This is a genomic window from Enterobacter sp. WI-ESBL-E8, assembly GCF_053364895.1.
Window position 1 is genome coordinate 3755957 of sequence record NZ_JBRWXJ010000001.1, and the last position, 18808, is coordinate 3774764.

Annotated in this window: 25 protein-coding genes; 19 read left to right on the forward strand and 6 right to left on the reverse strand. The window is 48.5% G+C overall.

Annotated features, from left to right (window positions below; genetic code table 11):
* Positions 1–69: 69 nt before the first annotated feature.
* On the forward strand, positions 70–651 hold the full coding sequence (locus tag ACWHWP_RS17750) for an NAD(P)H-dependent oxidoreductase (RefSeq protein ID WP_032937979.1): 582 nt from the start codon (positions 70–72) through the stop codon (positions 649–651).
* 141 nt (positions 652–792) lie between these two features.
* On the opposite strand, the gene ACWHWP_RS17755 is transcribed toward ACWHWP_RS17750, so the two are convergent.
* Positions 793–1683 carry a LysR family transcriptional regulator gene (locus tag ACWHWP_RS17755; RefSeq protein WP_032937982.1) on the reverse strand — a complete coding sequence of 297 codons (891 nt, stop codon included), beginning with the start codon at positions 1681–1683 and terminating at the stop codon, positions 793–795.
* A gap of 144 nt (positions 1684–1827) precedes the next feature.
* Here ACWHWP_RS17755 and ACWHWP_RS17760 point away from each other — a divergent pair, with 144 nt between their 5' ends.
* Both ACWHWP_RS17760 and ACWHWP_RS17765 read left to right on the forward strand, forming a co-directional pair.
* Positions 1828–3228, forward strand: a complete 1401-nt coding sequence (locus tag ACWHWP_RS17760) for an amidohydrolase family protein (RefSeq protein ID WP_032937983.1) — start codon at positions 1828–1830, stop codon at positions 3226–3228.
* A 14-nt stretch (positions 3229–3242) separates the two neighbouring features.
* The gene (locus ACWHWP_RS17765; RefSeq protein WP_032937984.1) at positions 3243–3710 is read left to right on the forward strand and encodes a DMT family transporter; all 468 of its coding nucleotides are present in this window, start codon (positions 3243–3245) and stop codon (positions 3708–3710) included.
* Positions 3711–3954: 244 nt separating this feature from the next.
* Here ACWHWP_RS17765 and ACWHWP_RS17770 read toward each other — a convergent pair whose 3' ends face one another.
* Complete coding sequence (locus ACWHWP_RS17770; protein ID WP_032937991.1) at positions 3955–4290, reverse strand: FlxA-like family protein; 336 nt, start codon at positions 4288–4290, stop codon at positions 3955–3957.
* A 325-nt stretch (positions 4291–4615) separates the two neighbouring features.
* Complete coding sequence (locus tag ACWHWP_RS17775; RefSeq protein ID WP_032937994.1) at positions 4616–5569, reverse strand: aromatic alcohol reductase; 954 nt, start codon at positions 5567–5569, stop codon at positions 4616–4618.
* A gap of 71 nt (positions 5570–5640) precedes the next feature.
* Here ACWHWP_RS17775 and ACWHWP_RS17780 point away from each other — a divergent pair, with 71 nt between their 5' ends.
* Together ACWHWP_RS17780 and acuI are read left to right on the forward strand one after the other, a co-directional pair.
* Positions 5641–6075, forward strand: a complete 435-nt coding sequence (locus tag ACWHWP_RS17780) for a winged helix-turn-helix transcriptional regulator (RefSeq protein ID WP_200005245.1) — start codon at positions 5641–5643, stop codon at positions 6073–6075.
* 632 nt (positions 6076–6707) lie between these two features.
* Positions 6708–7691 (forward strand): acrylyl-CoA reductase (NADPH), encoded by a 984-nt coding sequence (gene acuI / locus ACWHWP_RS17785; protein ID WP_032938122.1) that lies wholly within the window; start codon positions 6708–6710, stop codon positions 7689–7691.
* A gap of 72 nt (positions 7692–7763) precedes the next feature.
* On the opposite strand, the gene acuR is transcribed toward acuI, so the two are convergent.
* Both acuR and ACWHWP_RS17795 read right to left on the reverse strand, forming a co-directional pair.
* Positions 7764–8417: an acrylate utilization transcriptional regulator AcuR gene (acuR, locus tag ACWHWP_RS17790; RefSeq protein WP_032937998.1), complete on the reverse strand. Its 654-nt coding sequence runs from the start codon at positions 8415–8417 to the stop codon at positions 7764–7766.
* A gap of 326 nt (positions 8418–8743) precedes the next feature.
* On the reverse strand, positions 8744–9490 hold the full coding sequence (locus ACWHWP_RS17795) for a hypothetical protein (protein WP_032938000.1): 747 nt from the start codon (positions 9488–9490) through the stop codon (positions 8744–8746).
* A 315-nt stretch (positions 9491–9805) separates the two neighbouring features.
* Here ACWHWP_RS17795 and ACWHWP_RS17800 point away from each other — a divergent pair, with 315 nt between their 5' ends.
* The 14 genes from ACWHWP_RS17800 to ACWHWP_RS17865 all read left to right on the forward strand — a co-directional run bounded on the left by ACWHWP_RS17800 (position 9806) and on the right by ACWHWP_RS17865 (position 18274).
* Positions 9806–10030: a helix-turn-helix transcriptional regulator gene (locus ACWHWP_RS17800; RefSeq protein WP_032938002.1), complete on the forward strand. Its 225-nt coding sequence runs from the start codon at positions 9806–9808 to the stop codon at positions 10028–10030.
* Positions 10031–10221: 191 nt separating this feature from the next.
* Entirely contained in the window at positions 10222–11385 is a 1164-nt protein-coding gene (locus tag ACWHWP_RS17805; RefSeq protein ID WP_233619447.1) for a hypothetical protein, read from the forward strand.
* A 587-nt stretch (positions 11386–11972) separates the two neighbouring features.
* Complete coding sequence (locus ACWHWP_RS17810; RefSeq protein ID WP_049102039.1) at positions 11973–12701, forward strand: DUF3944 domain-containing protein; 729 nt, start codon at positions 11973–11975, stop codon at positions 12699–12701.
* Between the two features lie 55 nt (positions 12702–12756).
* Positions 12757–13434: a helix-turn-helix transcriptional regulator gene (locus ACWHWP_RS17815; protein ID WP_032938016.1), complete on the forward strand. Its 678-nt coding sequence runs from the start codon at positions 12757–12759 to the stop codon at positions 13432–13434.
* A 97-nt stretch (positions 13435–13531) separates the two neighbouring features.
* Positions 13532–14161: a hypothetical protein gene (locus ACWHWP_RS17820; protein WP_032938019.1), complete on the forward strand. Its 630-nt coding sequence runs from the start codon at positions 13532–13534 to the stop codon at positions 14159–14161.
* 73 nt (positions 14162–14234) lie between these two features.
* On the forward strand, positions 14235–14708 hold the full coding sequence (locus tag ACWHWP_RS17825; protein ID WP_032938022.1) for a hypothetical protein: 474 nt from the start codon (positions 14235–14237) through the stop codon (positions 14706–14708).
* Between the two features lie 109 nt (positions 14709–14817).
* Entirely contained in the window at positions 14818–15030 is a 213-nt protein-coding gene (locus tag ACWHWP_RS17830) for a hypothetical protein (RefSeq protein ID WP_032938024.1), read from the forward strand.
* 110 nt (positions 15031–15140) lie between these two features.
* Positions 15141–15962, forward strand: coding sequence for a DUF932 domain-containing protein (locus ACWHWP_RS17835; protein WP_039077576.1), 822 nt, complete (start codon positions 15141–15143; stop codon positions 15960–15962).
* 79 nt (positions 15963–16041) lie between these two features.
* Positions 16042–16521, forward strand: a complete 480-nt coding sequence (locus tag ACWHWP_RS17840) for an antirestriction protein (RefSeq protein ID WP_075206252.1) — start codon at positions 16042–16044, stop codon at positions 16519–16521.
* A gap of 10 nt (positions 16522–16531) precedes the next feature.
* Entirely contained in the window at positions 16532–16672 is a 141-nt protein-coding gene (locus tag ACWHWP_RS17845; RefSeq protein ID WP_227010060.1) for a hypothetical protein, read from the forward strand.
* An 89-nt stretch (positions 16673–16761) separates the two neighbouring features.
* Positions 16762–17244 carry a RadC family protein gene (gene radC, locus ACWHWP_RS17850; protein ID WP_032938026.1) on the forward strand — a complete coding sequence of 161 codons (483 nt, stop codon included), beginning with the start codon at positions 16762–16764 and terminating at the stop codon, positions 17242–17244.
* 13 nt (positions 17245–17257) lie between these two features.
* Complete coding sequence (locus tag ACWHWP_RS17855) at positions 17258–17479, forward strand: DUF987 domain-containing protein (protein WP_032938028.1); 222 nt, start codon at positions 17258–17260, stop codon at positions 17477–17479.
* A 22-nt stretch (positions 17480–17501) separates the two neighbouring features.
* Positions 17502–17861: a type IV toxin-antitoxin system YeeU family antitoxin gene (locus ACWHWP_RS17860; RefSeq protein WP_032938030.1), complete on the forward strand. Its 360-nt coding sequence runs from the start codon at positions 17502–17504 to the stop codon at positions 17859–17861.
* A gap of 38 nt (positions 17862–17899) precedes the next feature.
* Positions 17900–18274 carry a TA system toxin CbtA family protein gene (locus tag ACWHWP_RS17865; protein WP_032938032.1) on the forward strand — a complete coding sequence of 125 codons (375 nt, stop codon included), beginning with the start codon at positions 17900–17902 and terminating at the stop codon, positions 18272–18274.
* A gap of 240 nt (positions 18275–18514) precedes the next feature.
* Here the strand turns inward: ACWHWP_RS17865 and ACWHWP_RS17870 are convergent, their stop codons facing one another.
* Positions 18515–18808 carry a hypothetical protein gene (locus ACWHWP_RS17870; protein WP_227010061.1) on the reverse strand — a complete coding sequence of 98 codons (294 nt, stop codon included), beginning with the start codon at positions 18806–18808 and terminating at the stop codon, positions 18515–18517.

Sequence of the window (18808 nt, forward strand, 5' to 3'; positions counted from 1 at the left end):
CTGAGAGCAGGCTTCAGTTGGAAAAATCTTTAAATCAAGAATCTAACATCATTAAAAGGCAGTATTTCTATGAGTAACATCCTTATTATCAATGGCGCTAAAAGTTTTAACTTTGCCAGAGGTGAGCTAAACGAACTTTATGTCAACACCGCAAATGAGGTGCTGAGCCATCTCGGACACACGATATCCGTTACCAGGGCAGACAGTAATTTTGATCCACAGAACGAAATCTCTAAGATTCTTAACAGTGATATTCTGATATATCAGATGCCGGGATGGTGGATGGGTGAGCCATGGACGGTAAAAAAATGGATCGATGAAGTCTTTACCGAAGGTCATGGTTCTTTGTATGAAAGTGATGGTCGTACGCGTTCTGATGGCTCAAAAAAATACGGTTCGGGTGGTCTTCTTCAGAACAAAAAATACATGCTATCCCTGACCTGGAATGCCCCACTGGAAGCTTTTAACGATCCGGAGCAGTTTTTTGAGGGTGTCGGCGTGGACGGATTATACCTGCATCTTCATAAGGCCAATCAGTTCCTCGGTATGAGATCACTCCCAACCTTTATCACAAATGACGTGGTCAAATCGCCGGATGTGGAAAATGAAATCCGCCGCTTCAGCGATCATCTGATAGCAACCTTTTCCTGAACAATGATATAGCCCGGCGTTTTTCAGGGCCGGGCTATAGTCGTTCGGGGTCAGGCGCATGTTAACGTTATCCGACAGTTCGTACCTAATCTCATTCAGCAAAATGCTTCTTTCAGATACGGCGTGCCTGTCCTCCTGCCATCACTTCGGGAAAAGCCCGGATACCCAGTCAGCAAACGCGCGTACTGCAGGAGAAAGAAAGCGCTGATGAGGATAAAGCAAAGCGACCGGAACTGACGGTGGTTGCCAGTCGGACATCACTTCGACCAGCGTGCCTTGCTGCAGATGCTCAGAAACAATATTCTCGGCAAGCTGAGCCAGCCCGAACCCCTCAAGACACATTTTAATATACAGTCCTGTTTCGTTAACGGCCCCTTGTCCGCTGACAGATACGGAAATCGTCTCGGACCCCTTCATCAAACGCAATTCGTCGTTACGACGGGGCTGTCCAGAAAAATAGTGAATTGCACGATGCTGAGATAAGTCTTCAGGAGACCGGGGAATGCCGTATTCCTTCAGATAGTCCGGAGAGGCACATGTCACCCAGCGTAACCGTCCCAGCGGGCGAGCAACAAGCGTGGAATTAATCAGCTCACCCGTTCTTATCACACAGTCAACCCCCTCCTGAACAAGATCGACCTGACGGTCGCTCACCCCAATCATCAGATAGATATCCGGATAACGTTGGTAAAAGTCTTTCAGCCTGGGCATGACGATGAAATTGGCGATACCACCGGGCATATCGACGCGTAACCGTCCCTGCGGCCGTTTGACGGAATCCGTCAGACTGGATTCCGTATGCTCGATTAATGAGAGTATTTCCCGGCATTGTGCAAGATAGTGGAGTCCTTCTGGCGTTAGGCTTACCCGTCTGGTCGTACGGTTGAGTAGGCGTACCTGCAGGTAGTTCTCGAGGCTCTTGATCGAACTTGTTACCGTTGAGGACGGCAGTAACAGCGTTTCCGCCGCCCGCACAAAACTGCCGCCCTCAGCCACCCGCATAAAGATCTGCATTGCCTGAATACGATCCATTTTACTGCTCCTGAGCATCTCTGGTCTGTCTGTTGTAGTTACTATTATTCGTAAATATTGAATTATGAAAACACGTTAAGCATCTTTTTCGTATTAATTGAGTGACGTATCGTTTTCCTATTGACCAGGAAAGAGACTGTTTAAATGACGAATTACGCCAGAAACATTATGAATAATCAGACCGTAACCCCATCGGCGACGCTGATCCGTGGCGCGACCATACTGAGCATGGATGAGAATGTCGGCAACTTTGAGCGAGGTGATATTCTTATCACGGGCGCAACCATTACCGCCGTGGGTCAGTACCTGAACGCAGAGGGTGCCCATGTCATCGATGCCACGAACATGATTGCTATGCCTGGGATGGTAGATTCTCATCGACACTCATGGGAAGGGCAACTGCGCCGCATCAACCCGAACGCCACCTGTCTGGACGACTACAGCAACGCCACGCACTTCTCGTTTGCAAAATACTATCGCCCCTCCGATATCTATGTGGGTAACCTGCTGACCGCGCTGGGTGCTATCGACGCAGGTATCACGACAATCATTGATAACTCCCATAACAGCCGCACTGCTGCACATTCAGACGCAGCAGTGGAGGCATTGCTCGACGCTGGTATTCGCGCCATCCACGCTTCAGGTGCGCCGGTGTCAGGTGACTGGGACAGAGCGCACTGGCCGGGTAACTGGCAGCGGCTGCAGGAGAAGTATTTCCGGAATAACCCTGAAAGTCTCGTGTCTCTTGCGGTAATGGCTCAGCTCGAGCCCGAATTGTGGGCCGAGGCCCGCCGGCTTGGGCTGCCTATCGTCACTGAATTCTTCGGTGCGGAAATGGGGGCTGAACTTCGGTCACTGCATCAACAGGGGCTGCTGGGACCGGACAATATCTTTAATCATTGCACTGCGCTCCCTGACGAAGGATGGAAAATCCTGCGCGAAGCCGGTGTTCGGGTGAACGTCTGTCCGCGATCTGATGCGCACTATGGTATTGAAGACGGCATGTTTGCTATTGAGGCAGCACAACGTCACGGTATCACGCCGGGTCTGAGCGTCGATAATGAAACGTCCTACAGCACCGACATGTTCATGGAGATGCGCGTGGCATTTTACCTGCAGCGTGTGATGGGCATGCATAAGCGACAGCACTGCCGCGGCACAGAGTATTCGCTGACAATGCTTCCGGCAGCGCAGCTTCTCAAGGCTGCAACCGTCGATGGCGCTTACTGTGCCGGGCTGCAGGATAAAGTCGGCAGCCTGACGCCAGGTAAACAGGCTGACCTGATCCTGATCAATGCCGGCGACATTAACCTCTATCCTAACGGGAATGCCTTTGGCACGGTGGTACATGCGACAGAACGCAGCAATATTGATACCGTCATGATTGGCGGGCGCATTGTTAAACAGAACGGCATGGTCGTGGGCGTCGACAGAGCACGCCTCCATGCAGCGATTGATGAATCGCGTGAACATCTGTTTGCAGCCGCCGGGTATAAACCTGACATGTTTGCAGAAACCTTCCTGCCTCTGGAACAGGCGCACTGACAGGGATAAAACGCATGAGCATGATTTATTACCTAATCGCTTTTGCCGCGGGCCTCGGGATCACCCTGCAGACAACCCTGAACAGTCAGCTTGCACGAGGCCTGGGAGGCGATTCGGTCACCGCCGCGTTGTTTTCCTTCTCTGCCGGGGCATTTACGCTGGGGATCTACTCGCTGCTGCGCGGGGGATTATTCACCTCGCTTGCGGCAATTCCTTCCCAGCCACTGTGGAGCCTGGCAGGCGGACTGATCGGAGCCGGTGCATTGTTTAGCTATGTGGTGCTGGCACCAAAAATCGGTTTCTCAGCTCTGCTCGGGCTGGCGATTGTCGGACAGTTACTCTCATCTCAGATGATTGATCATTTTGGCCTGCTGGGTGCCATAAGGCGACCGGTTTCGCTACTCAAGCTGGGCGGAATGCTGGTCATGCTCGTCGGGCTTGCCATCATGCTTTTCGGTGATCGGCTTTCTGAGCGTTTTTAGCATTAACTTAATGAATGAGTGATCCATTTCATGGCGGACGTTTGTACTGGTGCAGACGTCCTTATCGTTAATGTATGCCTCGCATTTATATTTATCCCCTGAAGAACTAACTTGTTTACAGTATCTGCTGATGTAAGAAATTTTCCGGGAAAGTGTCCTGTCTGAAGTGGAAGTTTTTTCCAATGAAAGTGTTGAAATGAGGAAAAGGAAGAATGGCCCTTAAAGGGCCATGCAAAACCAAAAATTAGACATAGATGTCAATCATATTGTTGTTATTATCTTTTGTCTGATTTTCATCTGCCTGTACCATATGTTCATTTCCTTTTTTCTCCGACTTATTATCAGTCTGCTTCCTTAGTAACTGTTCCAGTTCGGCTTCCAGGCTTTCAATTTGCTTTTGGATCAGTTCAGCCATCTCTTTCTTCTGCTCTGTTGTCATCCCTTTTTCAGAAGAAATCTTGCCGAGCCTCTCGGTTAGCTGCTGGATTTGTGCCATGATCTGCGCTGTACGCGAACTCTCTTTTGGCTGGTGATTGCTGAGCGCTGTTAAATTTGAGTTGGTTTGAATCGTGATTGACATAGATAATTTCCTCCGTTAAATGAATTTAATCGGCATTAAAAACAGGGTGCTTTAATTTTTTTAATTAAAATACTTTTTCCAAAACCCTCTCGCGTAATGCTCACTGTCTTCTCTTGCATTAACTATCACTGTTGGCTAAAGAAAACCCTCAAGATTAAACTCTGTTTCAACTTTGAGCTTCCCCATAGCTGAGTTAGCGAATTCGACTTCTTTTACCAGTCTGGCGAAACATAAGGCGCGGAGTAAAGATGATGGTTCACCCAACTCAGAAATCCGTAAAATGGGGAAAGAAAGGCTAAACCTGTCTACGATAGCTCAATCAATATTATTCTCTGTTGCCTGGGAGAAGATTTGCTTTTATCCAGCTTGCCACGTCGGTGACCGGGATGTTGTGTTGCTCGTTAAACGTACCTTTCTTGTTCCATGCGACTCCACGCCCCTGAGCAAAAACAGCACGATATTTACCCATCATGTCCTGAGGGTCACGAGCCAGTTTGTCCATTAAAAATTGTTCAGTCCATTCTGAACGGCTGAAAGGCCGGCCAAGAGCAAACTGAAGTCTGTCGGCCACTTCTGAATAAGTGAGTGTATCACCGGCAATATACACAATCTCATCGCGGATACGGGGCGTGTAAAATACAATCTCGGCAGTGAGCATTCCGATATCATCCGGCGTCGTCAGCGTCATCGTGTTATCCAGACTGCCCAGAGCATGTACAACATTGTTTTGGAGATCAACAACCCCGAAGTCAGGTTCGAAGAGGTAACTCATGAAGATGCCTGTCGAAATGATGACCCACTCAGTCTGATGCTGGCTGCGAAGTAAATCACGTACATCAATCTGTGCATCGAAAATGTCCTGAGGACTGCCCCGGCCAATGGCGTCGAAATCTGCGCCAAACTGCCAGGGGAAATATCTGGGGATACCTGCCTGAAGAGCAGCCTGTGCCAGTTTCATGGGCGTATTAATGCCCGCGGCGTAACCTGCACAACCGACTACCGTGTCATACTGAGAAAATACGACTGCGAGCTCCTCAATGGTGCTTTTCACCAGATCACCCGTAACTATCTCAACCCCAAGATTTCTGATCTCAGCGATAAGATTCTGTTTGGCTGGTTCGCCAGACATTACGGTATTCTCACGTAGAAGCACGCTGATTTTTGCACCCTCAACATCTTTTGCCCGACGGGTAAGGTTGCGCAAAACGGGAAGGCCCAGTTCACCGGCACCCAATACGAGGATATTTTTAGAAGTGGTGTTAAGATCCATTTTGTTCATAATCTGGCCTGTAAAAGAATGTACTACATCACTCTAACAAGTCATATAAGGCAAAAAAAGAAGGTACACGCATGATACCGGGGGGAAGCAGGATGGGGCGGGATGAAATTCTTCAGTATTCGCAGGAGGTATGTAAAGGTCTGCGGGATGATGATGATGGTTTGCGTCGGGAAGTGTTGGCCCATGCGGGAAGTCGCTGGTCATTAGGCGTTGTCAACACGCTTGGCGTTTATGGAAGACTACGTCATGCTGAGATTGGCAGACGTATGCACGGAGTGACTCAGCGCATGCTGACGCGCACATTACGACAACTTGAGCGGGACGGTCTTGTTATCCGCCATGATTTCAGTGAAGTTCCGCCACGAGTCGAATACGAGCTGTCTGATACTGGTATGGAACTGCTTATTCGTATGATCCCGCTATGGACCTGGATTGTCGAAAATGCGGATCGCTTTCGTGAAGACAGGTTGAAATATGACAAAAATAACAGCAACCCAATGACGTAATTAATTCTGAGTAAAAAAACATCACTTATTATGATTCGTCACAAATATTAGTATTTACATGGATAAGTCATTCGTAATGAATGTTAACTTTAATTGTCCAGGAATAACGTCGATCTCACCGGATTCGTCCGGGATGATATAGTTAAAGAGGTTTCAATTCTACGGAGCTGTAGATAGCAGGACTCGCTTTGCCAAACCTTTTCCAGTCAATAAGGACTAAATCACCGCTTTCTTGGACATGAATTACGGAGTTGCTTCGACTAGTCACTTATTCCTAACTGGTTATGTCCGCTTCTGACACATAGCTGAAGCTAACTGATTCAAAGGCCTGCTATTAGCGAATAGCAGGTCAACTCATCAAAGCCTGTCTGTTTTATTGCATCATTAGCCGAGTCCTGAAGCCTTAACTGTGCATCGTCCATGGCCGCTGACTTTTCCTCTCTTCACCAGATAAACACGAACCCAGCTTGATACAGATCAAAAAAAACAGCTTTAAGCTAATGAAAAGAATAATAATTCTTGAATGCTGACAAAACAATGGGATAGTTGTGTTGATTATTAGACGATCGGTCAATATTATTTATGAACGACTTAATAACTGAACGGTAAACGACCAGACAGACGAGGTGAAAGTGTTTAAATCTTTATTAATCAACAAAACAGATGATCGCTACAGTGCGCAACTTGCTGAAATTGCTGAAAGTGAGCTTCCGCAGGGTGATGTGGAGGTCATTATTGACTATTCATCCATCAACTACAAAGATGCCCTGGCCATTACGGGCCGTGGCCCCATCGTCCGGCACTTTCCAATGGTGCCAGGCATTGATTTTGCCGGTACGGTGTCCGCCAGTTCACATCCGGAATATCAGGCCGGGGATAAGGTTCTTCTTACCGGCTGGGGTGTAGGGGAAAAACATTGGGGTGGATTGTCCGAAAAAGCACGGGTAAAAGGAGACTGGCTGACCCTGCTCCCGACTGGCGCAAACAGCAAGCACGTAATGGCTATCGGAACCGCTGGTTTTACCGCGATGCTGTGTGTCGACGCGCTGTTAAATCATGGTGTTAAGCCTGAAGATGGTCCGGTACTTGTTACCGGTGCCAGCGGAGGTGTCGGAAGTATTGCAGCCATGATCCTGGCATCAATGGGTTACCGCGTCACCGCGTCTACTGGTCGCCCGGAAGAAGCCGCCTGGCTTTATAAAACGGTCGGTGTAGAAGAGATTATTAATCGCTCCGAGCTTTCCTCACCAGGAAAACCGTTACAGAAAGAACGCTGGGCTGCCGCCATTGATACAGTCGGCAGCCACACGCTCTGCAACGCCTGCGCCGGGGTGCGATATGGCAGCATTGTTGCAGCCTGCGGCATGGCACAGGGCATGGAACTGATGGGGAACGTGGCTCCGTTTATCCTGCGTGGTGTCACGCTTAAAGGGATTGACAGTGTTATGTTTTCGAAAGAAAAAAGAGCGGCGATCTGGCAGCAGGCGGTAAATTATTTACCAGAGTCCAGACTGGATAGCCTGACTACCGTTTATCCACTCAGTGAGGCCATCAATGTGGCCGAAAAACTTCTCAATGGCAAAATTCGTGGCCGGGCAGTGATTCAATGTAGCTAATTAGATGGATAGAAGGTCCTGCCTGAGATTGATGCTGACTTATTAAGGGGCCGGTTTAGGCCCCTCTTTTTACTATTCAGCCGCCACTTCCGGCGATGGTTGATAGCGTACAGAAGTTTTGAAATAGTTCCAGAAATCGTACACAGGTTGGATTGAACAATAAAGTTTGGCGCGCATGACTGCGCCTTCCCAGCCACTCCAGAAAATGGCCGCCAGTTGCGTATCATTCATATCGGAACATATTTCGCCTGAAGATAACGCATCGGACAAACAGGCCGCAACAAGTGCTTGCCAGCGCTCAAGAATACTCTGTAGTTGGTTAATAAAGGATGGCGGAAGCCCCGGGCTCTCCTGCATCATATTGCCAACCAGACAGCCACGAGTGAAGTTATACTTATTAATCCCATCACAGGCATCATCTATGAAATTTTCCAGACGTACCATCGGTGAGCAGGATGATTCATAAAGATGTTTCTTGAGTTTATGTTGAAAGAAACTGTCATAGGCATTCAGAACTGTCTGAGCATATTCCTCTTTACTCTTAAAATAATAATAAAATGAGCCTTTAGGAACACTGGCATTTTTGACAATGGCATCGACTCCCGTCGAAAGAAAACCATTCTGCGTTAGCAGTTCAAGTCCGCTGCGGATCAGGTCATTACGAGTATCTGCATAGGTACTTTCTGTTTTTCGTGGTCTTCCCCTTCCGCGAATTTCACCGGTCATGACTTATCCCCTGCACCTTATTAATAGAAAAGAATAAGTGATTTTGTACGGCAGCTTCAATCAGTTTATCCCCGTCGTTGACGAAGTGGTCACTTCTGACGAATGAAAAGTGGCATAGCCTGTCGCTAACGACATTGAAGGCTTTGTTCTTAAACTGGCTTATCGAGTTCAATGGCGAATTGCAAACGTCAGCTTCTGGCACAATGCGGCCTGTCAGCTTAGGTTAAGCCCTGTGCAGTAACAGTGCCAGATCAAGTTTGAGCTAATACAACTAACTATAACAGGTGAGCTGTTATTCAAAATAGCTTACTGGTGCCCTGATTGCCTCAGCGTTTTCTTACTGCTTTTGCAAACGCTGCACTGACACACTTATCTCCACTGGGGACAGACCATTCCCGCAACAAATCACCCAACCTCCCCTCGATTTCTGCCTCATCGAGCGAGTCGTCTTCATCCTTAACAGAAGGCCACCCATGATCCTCAATATAGGGACGTAAATCTTTAATGAGGTCACTTATAGCATCCGTCTTCGTTTTCCATCCCCCGGGTCGCGCTCCCAGTAATTTTATCACCTCCTCTTTAATACCGTTAAAACGTGCCGCTTTCCTTTTCCCGCCAAAAGCAGAATTGAGTTTATGTTGCTCCTTGAGATTTTTAGCTGCTGCAGTTGCACAGCGGTTCAGACCACACTCCAGAAGAGCAATGGCATTCTGCATCAATTGCACCGCATGATCGGGATCCGATTTCAGAATCGCCTTCCCTTGCGCCCAGGTTTGTTGAGCATCAGCCAGATTGCCCCTGATGCCTTTTTCTACCCATGCAGAACGACTGAATACTTTAAGGTAGCGCCGCCAGTTTTTCTCTCCCTGCTGGCAGGCCAGTGCCTGTGCTAAATCTTTAGAGCTGGTTTGCCTCCCTGTGTTTATCACCACAATAAGTTCAACATCTTCTGTCACCCTTGTTCTTGCAATATGTTTCTGTTTGATCCCTAGATGAAAGCATAGTGCTTTTTTTTTCTTCCGGTATCTGCTTAATAATTCTTCAAATAAAAGGTTTTCTTTAACATCAGCCATTCATAACTCCCAGATTCTGAATGATAGCTTTCATGCGGAAACAGATTGTCTTCTCTGACATGGTAGATATCTCAGGGCCAAAACCCCGGCCCTGAACTCATCGAACCAGATACAAGGCAGCTTTTGGTCCAGTATTTACAACTTTCACAAATAATCAGGTCTGACATCAACAAAAAACGGTGAAAATCGCCCAAAATAAATCTCTACCACATTGTAATAAAAGATTTTTTCCAATACCTTCACTACGGACATACTCTCCCCTTTTCCTGCCTTGTAAGATCGCATCCATACTGAGACAAAGAGAGACAAACATACATGGCTGCACAAAATCTCAAGGTACTACGCATCCGTGCCGTTGTGAACAAACTCGGCATAGCTCGTTCAACCATTTACGACTGGATCAATCCGAAGTCACCACGCTACGACGCAACCTTTCCAAAGCAACGCAGACTGGGCATGCAATCTGTCGGCTGGTTTGAATCGGAACTGGATGAGTGGTTGTTAAAACGTCATCAGGCATCATCGACAGATATTGCCTAGCATCCATAAATAAGAGCATTAACAATGCATTAGATTAATGCATTAAATTGCTAGTGTATTTCAGTCTCATTTGAGACAAATACATCTTAATTACTAACGATATATTAAGAAACACTATCAATTATGCTCATGATTAGTGAGCAATTGATTATTTATCATCCAAAAATATTGAATGTAATAAGAGTCTTATTATGGCTATTTGTAAAAGAAATAATTGTAATCTCTCAATAGGTGATTTACCAGGTGAGCGTAAATTGCGCTTATGCCCAAAACATTATCAGGGTAAGCTATCTAATGCAGCTAAAAGAGCCCAAAGGTGGGGTCTGACGTGCCAGTACCCGCCCTGTGGTATAAGTCTGTCTGGTACCCGCAATCAACGGTATTGTTGTATTGAGCATCGTAACAAAGACAGAAGACTTATAGATGACGATGCCATTGTCAGTCTGGTAAAACATTCTTACTGGATTAACGTAGAATCAATGCTGAAGAATAATCCCCTCGGGCTGGGGAGTATCAACTGCCCTGATGACATCGCTGAACTTATCAGGTTATACGAGCGTAAAGCAGCTCACCAGAAAGCATATAACACGATCAATGGCCGCAGGGTGACTGACTCAAAGGGGCTGGCAATAAAACGCTTAACGCCCTGGCTGGAGTTAGAACTGTGCCATATTTATCCTAATTCTAAAGGAGGAGCTAATATCACACGTAACATTATTATCGCTCCGTCACTGATTAACAGAATGATGAAAGACTCAGTGCCTGTTTGTAACACAAGAGGAACATTCAGCGGCATAAAAGCGGCAGGCTTATCCCTGTCTGTTGAATCAACGCTATTGAAAGCACTCACAGAGAAATATGGAGCATTTGAAATACAGGAAGCATTATCTCCTGTAAAGAATGTGACATTTGCTGATCCTGGTATACCACGCAGACTGTTTGGCACAGATATTTATGCTTATCCACCTTTATTGAAACTTTTAAAGGAGGAATCATCGCGCCTGGAGCTCTGGGATTTAAGGGAATCTATTAATCATATTGAAAGTAGTCACTGGCTGTCAGCTGGCCCTGCAAATGAGTTATTTGCAGTCGCAGCTTTTCATGCCATGTTAAATGGGGATAAAGATAACTTACTTGAGATATTTTCCGGGCTGCACGAAGACGTAACGGAGCGAGCCAGGCGAAAAGAAAGATTGATTCATGCATATTACCAAAACGTACTTGAGGATTATATGGCTCGCTATTTTGGTCTTGACTTGAATAATCAGGAAGCCTGCGTTTTATTTTACAATACATATTTCACAGCACCACCACTTGATAAAGATGGGGTTTTGGTTATATCTCCTCATTTCTGACGCTAAGCGGGGATCAGGAGTGGGTCTCCCGATGCAGATAGCTAAGACCGGCCTTATTTCTGCAAAATAGTGGACAAAACCGACCTGTTGTTAACATAAAGAAGTCAGATTTAACAAATTCGGACGGCAACATCGTCACGTGCTTTACCACCTAAACCAGATGGGTACTTGCCTGGTATCTTACTTTGCAAGATCTGGCATTTATATTTCCTTTATAAAATCACAAATAGACTATCGCAATGAAATGTAAATCTACGTTAACGACCAGGCTAAAGGATATGGGTTACCAGACCTCTCCAAAAAACACACAATAAAACTCAAGGGGGACTCATTAAGATTTTATAAATATATAATTACCATGAACCAGTACAAAGCAGGAAAATAACCGAAATCAAAAGCCCCCCTCATTATACTGACAATACCCAGATACAACAAAATTATTATAGTCGGGGTAATACTGTATATTTCAAGACACACGCTGTCCGAATTCATTAGCATGGAGCATATATTAACCATTCCCGGTGACACATCCGTGCAGCAGTCCCTTTTACAGTGTGACTTCATATCACACTGACTGAGGGCGGATAATGGCTGTCTACCGTAACGATGCAGATTTACATTTGCTGGGCCAGTGCAGCAATGAAGAGCTGCAATTGCTGATTTCCATCCTGACCACTGACCCACGCGACGGCGACACCCGCTGGACAGAAAGCCTGACCAGTTCTCCGGAATACCGTCTGCTGGCACCGGACCATCGCCGCTACTGGCAACTGATAGCCGCTGAGCTTCAGCGCTATGGCGCGAATACCTTAATGAGTATGGCCCGTTTTGGGCAGGGCGTGGTTTACCGGGAAATTCTCGAAGATGTCTGCAAAAAACTCGATGTTAACTACAACACGAAAAGCGCTACTGAAACCATTGAGCTCGCCCTGTTAATGAAGGTTCTGGAGAAAAGCCTGTCTCAGATGACGCAGGAAGAGCTGTCTGCTTTTTCCCGCACAATGCAGCTTGACCTGACCAACCCGACGCCTCAGCTCATCATCATGGCGGTACAGGCAGCGATACGGACTTCCTCTCTGGCGGCACTGGAGCTTGCTACTGTGATGTCTGCAGGCATCATTACCTCACTGGGTGGCATTGCTACCTGGGGCACTGTGGTCGTGGCGTCAAGGGCTATGTCTGTCATTGCAGGTCCCGTTGCCATTGCACTCAGTCCAGCATGGATGATTTCCGACATTACCGGTCCGGCCTACCGGGTAACCATACCCGCATGCATGATCGTGGCCTGGCTCCGTCAGCAACATATTTCCCGTTAATCCACTTTGGCCGACCGATGGCGGGTCCGGCTATTTTCTGCAGGGAGCAGTTACCATGCCTGAACAGGAACACCGTTATGACCGGTTAGCCAGTCGTCTCGCCATACTGGTCAGCCGCCTCTTTATGGGCGAAACGCTCAGTGTCAGGCAACTCGCGCAGGAATTTGGCGTATCTGAACGCACTGTACAGCGAGACCTGCGTGAACGTCTGCGCTATATCGACACAGAATATATCGACGGAAACGTCAGCCTCCGTGATGCACGAGGACCTTTTCGCACCAACAATGATATTCTGCGTTTTGCCCGAATAACCAGCGTTGCACATTATTTTCCGGCTCTTGATCCTAAGCTGCTTTCAGTACTCCTTGATAGTGGTCAGGACTCTCCCTGCATCATCTGGAATGATCCTCCGCAACAGGCCCCTGCATTATTTGGCGGTTTTCAGATCATCGTTCAGGCCATCATCCGTCATCGCCTTATCCACTTCCTGCATCAGGAACGCCAACAGCCATCAGTCGCACCTTACAGGCTCATTTGCCACGACGGAGAGTGGTATCTGGTGGCTGTCTCGAAGGATCGCATTCAGGTTTTTACCCTCTCAACAATTACCGATGTGGTGATGACTGTCAGCAGTTTTGTACGGAACAGACATATCGACCACATCATGCAGGATCCGAGGTTTATGCGTGCGCTTCCTCATTTTAATTACATCAGCGGAATTATTCATAAATAAGTTTATTTCTCTGACGTTGCATTAAAAAACAAGGTGAAAAATGTCTGCTCACCCGACCACATTAAAAAATCTATTAACCAATACGAAGGAACCTGAAATGAAAACGTACAAATCAGCGATATTTATTATTATCGTTTTCACCCTGACAGGGTGTGGGGATAATTTCTCGTGTGAAAACGAGGAGGTATTAAAATCAGTTAATGAGGCTATAGTCAGTAGCGCTGTAAATGAACGCGACTTCAGAACATTTCGCCCATACAGTCAGTCAGGCCTGACTGGCAAGGCAGTGACGGTAGACTGGGATACCCCCCTGACTATTGACAGCAATCCGAATGCTAAATCGTTAACCTGTAAGGTTCGCTTGACCGCTATGTTATCTGATGATGAAACTAGCCGTTTAAAACAGAGGATTGATGACATTACCCACAGGGCGGAGAGCGAGCCCGGCTACGAGAGTAATAAAGGATTTATTGCAAATGTGAATAAAGCAGCAATGGATATGGCAAGAACCAGACAGGTCACAGGCACAATAGAATATAACCTCTATCAGTCAAAGGGACATCCTGTCACTGAAGTCGGTAATACGCCAGAGAACAGTCAGACAATTAAGGATATTGGCGATAAGTTATTACGCCCGGTGGCAAGAGTTTATGCTGCTCAGGGGGGAGAGCTGGCATTAAATGATTTTTATTCTGTCGATATAATGTCCATGTTTCGCACACGATAAGAAAGGCGTAACAAACCGGGTTTAAATGCTGTGATTACGAATTTAAATCATCGGTAATCATTAAGGAGAAACCATGAAAATATTATTAGCTGTTACACTCACCGCTGTGATACTGAGTGCTGTACCCACAGCGTTTGCCGTTCCCAATATCTGGCATTCAGGCTTCGGCATGGGCATGTCCGAATACATCATCACCAGCCCGCAGCATACCGGACTCAACATCAGTTGTACCAGTAATCCCGATGAGAACCAGGTGCTCCAGCACAGCGTACTGGTCACCCTGCCGGATGGACGCACCCTCAGTTCACAGGATGACGGTACCGCTATTACGCTCGTCACCGGTGGCGAACAGTATGGTGTGCCTGCTTCCCTGGGCTGGCGTAATGGGGATAATGCCTGGGTATCATTCATTGATGCTGTCAAAAAAGCAACATCATTTGAAGTCTGGGTTAACGACAAAAAAGTAGCCAGTTTCACACCCTCAGCCAGTAATGTTCATAAGGTGCTTGCTGATATGTCAGCTTGTACCTCCCTCACGGCGGATTAGCATCAACTCCATACACCGTCCCAGCACCCGTTTCGTCTGAAACGGGTGCTCTCACATTCCCATGGATTTCGTTTTGCATGCCACCTTACGGTGGCGTTGAGGCTTTCCTATGCCCTTTTTAAAAATTCTAATCACTGCCTTAGGTCAGGTGCTGACCTGGTGCGGCGGGCATCAGGCCCGGCAGTATATTGAAATCCGCTTCCGTCAGGCTGGCTACGATGACAGCAGCATTGATACGGCCAGAGAAGCTGTCACGTTGCTGGTTACTGCACTTATCACCGCCCTGATGGCGCAGATACTTAAGATTCTGGATACGCTGTAGTCCCGCCCGCCCTATCCGTTCATTGAGAACAACACATCCAGCCCCTGCCTCCTCACGGAGCAGGGGCTTTTGCTTTTATGCCTTCAGATTAATCAGATGAGGAATCAACTATGCGATTAGCCAGCCGTTTTGGTCGGGTGAACCAGATTCGCCGTGACCGTCCCTTAACCCACGAAGAACTGATGCAGCATGTCCCCAGCGTCTTCGGGGAAGACAAGCACGACTCCAGAAGCGAAAAGTACACCTACATACCCACGATCACCCTGCTGGAGAACCTTAAACGCGAAGGGTTCCGGCCATTCTTTGCCTGTCAGTCACGAGTGCGCGACCAGAGCCGACGGGAACATACAAAGCATATGCTGCGCCTGCGTCGTGCCGGTCAGATAAACGGTCAGCAGGTGCCGGAAATCATCATTCTGAATTCGCACGATGGCGCGTCGAGTTTTCAGTTACTGCCGGGGATATTCCGAAGTGTCTGCACTAATTCGCTCGTCTGCGGACAGTCGTTTGGCGAGATCCGCGTGCCACACAGGGGGGATGTCGTCGGGAAGGTGATTGAGGGTGCCTATGAGGTGCTCAGCGTCTTTGACCGGATGGAAGAGAAACGTGACGCTATGCAGTCCCTGCAACTCCCGCCACCAGCACAGCATGCACTTGCTAAAGCGGCGCTGGCCTACCGTTTTGGGGAAGAGTACCAGCCAGTGACTGAATCGCAAATCCTTGCACCTCGCCGCTGGCAGGACGAGAGCGATGACCTGTGGACTACCTACCAGCGCATTCAGGAAAACCTGCTGAAAGGCGGGCTAAGTGGCCGTACCGCGCAGGGTAAACGTACTCATACCCGCGCAGTAAACGGGATTGATGGCGACGTTAAGTTAAACCGTGCGCTCTGGGTGATGGCCGAAAACATGATGGGCCTGTTGGGCGGGTAATAACCCGCGCCCCGCCACCGAAATCAATCCCCGGCCCGAGTCTTCCATTCAACATCTCCATGCATAAGGAAAAATTAACATGACCGACATGATTAATATTAACGATAAAAATCAGCTACCTCTGCAGGCTGACGATAACGGTTCTGCACATGCTCTGACAGCCGCGCCCGTACCAGACGAACAGCGTGTGGAGTTCTGGCCGCAGCACTTTGGAAACATCCCGCAGTGGATAACCCTTGAACCGCAGGTCTTTGCTTGGATGGATCGGTTCTGCGCTGACTACAGCGGCGGTGTCTGGAATTTTTATACTCTCAGCAACGGCGGGGCCTTCATGGTTCCGGAAACGGACAACGATGTCTTCTGGTCGCTGTTCAACGCCATGAACGGCAACGCCTCAGACATGAGCGCCGAAGCTGCAGGGATTGCAGTCTGTCTTATCGCTTACAGTCATCACGCTTGCCGCACGGAATGCGACTCCATGACGGAACATTACTGGCGTCTGCGTGACTATGCGCTGAACCACGCAGAATGCAGCGCCATCATGCGCATTATCGACTGAGCATCCCGCCATGCCGTATAAACTGTCTCACCTTAATGCCCTGTGGGATACGCTGAGGAATACAACGGTCAGGGATGAGGACGGTGACCTTGTGACCGACGAACCCTTCCTGCATTTCCTGACGGGTACCCCTCTCTTCCATATCTGGTGATGGTTTGAATCCCTGCACGACGAGTTCGTCGTTGCCGAAAAACTGTACAACACATCTCCTCCCAACGCGTCAACAGACAGGAAAAGCAAATGAATATCACCACGTGTCCCCCTGACAGCGGGGGAATATCTCCCACCGCGCAGCGCACCATCAGACGCGCTCTGACCCTGCTGGAACGCCAGTTACGCGAGCCCGGCGAGGCATTTACCTCCAGCCATGCAGTTCGCGACTGGCTTCGCCTGCAGCTCGCCACACTGGAGCGTGAAGTAATCATGGTGCTCTTCCTCGATAACCAGCATCGTCTTATTGCCCATGAAACGCTCTTCACCGGCACCATCAACCATACGCAGGTACATCCCCGTGAAGTGATAAAGGCAGCACTGAAATACAACGCGGCTGCCATCGTGCTTTCACACAATCATCCGTCAGGTTATGCCGAACCCAGCCATGCCGACAGATTGCTTACTGACCATCTGAAGCAGGCACTTAAACTCGTGGATATCTGTCTGCTGGACCACCTGGTAGTGGGAGGCATGGACATCGTCTCGTTTGCCGAGCGTGGCTGGCTTTAGGGAGAGAATAACGATGAAAATCATCAGCAAACGTCAGGCAATGGCGATATACCGCCAGCATTCTGAGTCCCGGCTGTTTCGCTTCTGTACCGGGAAATATAAGTGGTCCGGCAGTATCTGCCATTACTACGGCAGGGAAGTGCAGGATATCCGGGGTGTACTGGCCGTGTTTGCTGAACGTCGACAGGACCGCAACGGTCCGTATGTGATCCTGCGCAGCGTCACCCTGAATTAACTCACCGTTAAGGAGTACTTACATGCAGAAAGCAACCCGTGTAATCAAACATAACATCGCGGAACCCTGGTGGGGCCTCAGACGCAACGTCACGCCATGTTTTGGTGCCCGGCTGGTACAGGAGGGTAACCGCCTGCATTACCTTGCTGACCGCGCCAGCACCACCGGGACATTTAATGACGCAGATTTACGCCATCTGGACCAGGCATTTCCGTTACTGATGAAGCAGATGGAGCTCATGCTGACCAGCAGCGAACTCATGCCCCGCATTCAGCGCTGCATCACGCTCCATGCAAAAGGGCTGATATGTAAGGCCGATACGCTCGGTTCCTGTGGCTATTTGTATATCGTAATTTATCCGGCGTCTGCAACAACCGCATAAACCCCGGACGCTTTTCCTTCGTCAAAAGAGTGCAAACCATGCAAATACAATCCCTGCCCCCTCAAAGGGCGGCATCGTCACGTCTGTCATCAGTCAAAATCTGGCAAAAATTACTGGAGTATCTGCTGGAGCAACACTACGGCCTTACCCTCAACGACACACCGTTTGGCAACGACAGTGTGATCCAGAAACACATTGATGCGGGAATCTCACTGTGTGACGCTGTGAATTTTATCGTGGAAAAGTACGACCTGGTGCGTACTGACCGTCACGGCTTCAGCGTGAAAGAGCAGTCTCCGTTTATCGGCAGCCTTGATATGCTCCGAGACCGGAAGGCTACCGGGCTGATGACCCGCAAGGGATATAAAACCGTTACTGACATCACAGGTGGCAGATTCAGCGGAGGGAAATAATGACGTTAGCCCTGATCGTTGACGCCAACACCGTCAGCGATCAGCCCCTCAGGTACCAGTACAAAGACTGGCGCTTTTATCAGATCTCCATTAGTTGAAAAAGATGTTCGCTCAGACAGCGCGTATGGTGGTAACACCTTAACGGAGATATCCGTCTGAGGTAGAAGAGGGTGTGGCAGGACGCCGCCAGAACATCAGGGGCCGTATCGTCTGTCAGGATGGGGCTTAATTCCGGGGCGTTCAGTAAAATGAAACATTTCTCCGGGAGCATACCGTCGACATTCCTTTCGGAAAATAACCGCCCAGATACAGTAACACGGCCAGCAGGCGAAACTGTCGGGTGAGTACCGTTTCAGTGTCCCGGTAATGTGCGGCTATCCACAGGCATTCCCGCAGCATAAACCGTCGGGTCCGTCGGGTGAGGTCACCGCCTTTATCATACCAGTGTTCGACGATATCCCTGGCGGAGCGAATGGAGTCATCACCCGTTGTCGCAGTTTGCCACGACCGCGCCAGAAGCGTTGCGATATCCAT

Coding starts and splice junctions, on each gene's coding strand:
- ACWHWP_RS17750 (WP_032937979.1), top strand. CDS start 70: ATGAGTAACATCCTTATTATCAATGGCGCTAAAAGTTTTAACTTTGCC.
- ACWHWP_RS17755 (WP_032937982.1), bottom strand. CDS start 1,683: ATGGATCGTATTCAGGCAATGCAGATCTTTATGCGGGTGGCTGAGGGC.
- ACWHWP_RS17760 (WP_032937983.1), top strand. CDS start 1,828: ATGACGAATTACGCCAGAAACATTATGAATAATCAGACCGTAACCCCA.
- ACWHWP_RS17765 (WP_032937984.1), top strand. CDS start 3,243: ATGAGCATGATTTATTACCTAATCGCTTTTGCCGCGGGCCTCGGGATC.
- ACWHWP_RS17770 (WP_032937991.1), bottom strand. CDS start 4,290: ATGTCAATCACGATTCAAACCAACTCAAATTTAACAGCGCTCAGCAAT.
- ACWHWP_RS17775 (WP_032937994.1), bottom strand. CDS start 5,569: ATGAACAAAATGGATCTTAACACCACTTCTAAAAATATCCTCGTATTG.
- ACWHWP_RS17780 (WP_200005245.1), top strand. CDS start 5,641: ATGATACCGGGGGGAAGCAGGATGGGGCGGGATGAAATTCTTCAGTAT.
- acuR (WP_032937998.1), bottom strand. CDS start 8,417: ATGACCGGTGAAATTCGCGGAAGGGGAAGACCACGAAAAACAGAAAGT.
- ACWHWP_RS17795 (WP_032938000.1), bottom strand. CDS start 9,490: ATGGCTGATGTTAAAGAAAACCTTTTATTTGAAGAATTATTAAGCAGA.
- ACWHWP_RS17800 (WP_032938002.1), top strand. CDS start 9,806: ATGGCTGCACAAAATCTCAAGGTACTACGCATCCGTGCCGTTGTGAAC.
- ACWHWP_RS17805 (WP_233619447.1), top strand. CDS start 10,222: ATGGCTATTTGTAAAAGAAATAATTGTAATCTCTCAATAGGTGATTTA.
- ACWHWP_RS17810 (WP_049102039.1), top strand. CDS start 11,973: ATGGCTGTCTACCGTAACGATGCAGATTTACATTTGCTGGGCCAGTGC.
- ACWHWP_RS17815 (WP_032938016.1), top strand. CDS start 12,757: ATGCCTGAACAGGAACACCGTTATGACCGGTTAGCCAGTCGTCTCGCC.
- ACWHWP_RS17820 (WP_032938019.1), top strand. CDS start 13,532: ATGAAAACGTACAAATCAGCGATATTTATTATTATCGTTTTCACCCTG.
- ACWHWP_RS17825 (WP_032938022.1), top strand. CDS start 14,235: ATGAAAATATTATTAGCTGTTACACTCACCGCTGTGATACTGAGTGCT.
- ACWHWP_RS17830 (WP_032938024.1), top strand. CDS start 14,818: ATGCCCTTTTTAAAAATTCTAATCACTGCCTTAGGTCAGGTGCTGACC.
- ACWHWP_RS17835 (WP_039077576.1), top strand. CDS start 15,141: ATGCGATTAGCCAGCCGTTTTGGTCGGGTGAACCAGATTCGCCGTGAC.
- ACWHWP_RS17840 (WP_075206252.1), top strand. CDS start 16,042: ATGACCGACATGATTAATATTAACGATAAAAATCAGCTACCTCTGCAG.
- ACWHWP_RS17845 (WP_227010060.1), top strand. CDS start 16,532: ATGCCGTATAAACTGTCTCACCTTAATGCCCTGTGGGATACGCTGAGG.
- radC (WP_032938026.1), top strand. CDS start 16,762: ATGAATATCACCACGTGTCCCCCTGACAGCGGGGGAATATCTCCCACC.
- ACWHWP_RS17855 (WP_032938028.1), top strand. CDS start 17,258: ATGAAAATCATCAGCAAACGTCAGGCAATGGCGATATACCGCCAGCAT.
- ACWHWP_RS17860 (WP_032938030.1), top strand. CDS start 17,502: ATGCAGAAAGCAACCCGTGTAATCAAACATAACATCGCGGAACCCTGG.
- ACWHWP_RS17865 (WP_032938032.1), top strand. CDS start 17,900: ATGCAAATACAATCCCTGCCCCCTCAAAGGGCGGCATCGTCACGTCTG.
- ACWHWP_RS17870 (WP_227010061.1), bottom strand. CDS start 18,808: ATGGATATCGCAACGCTTCTGGCGCGGTCGTGGCAAACTGCGACAACG.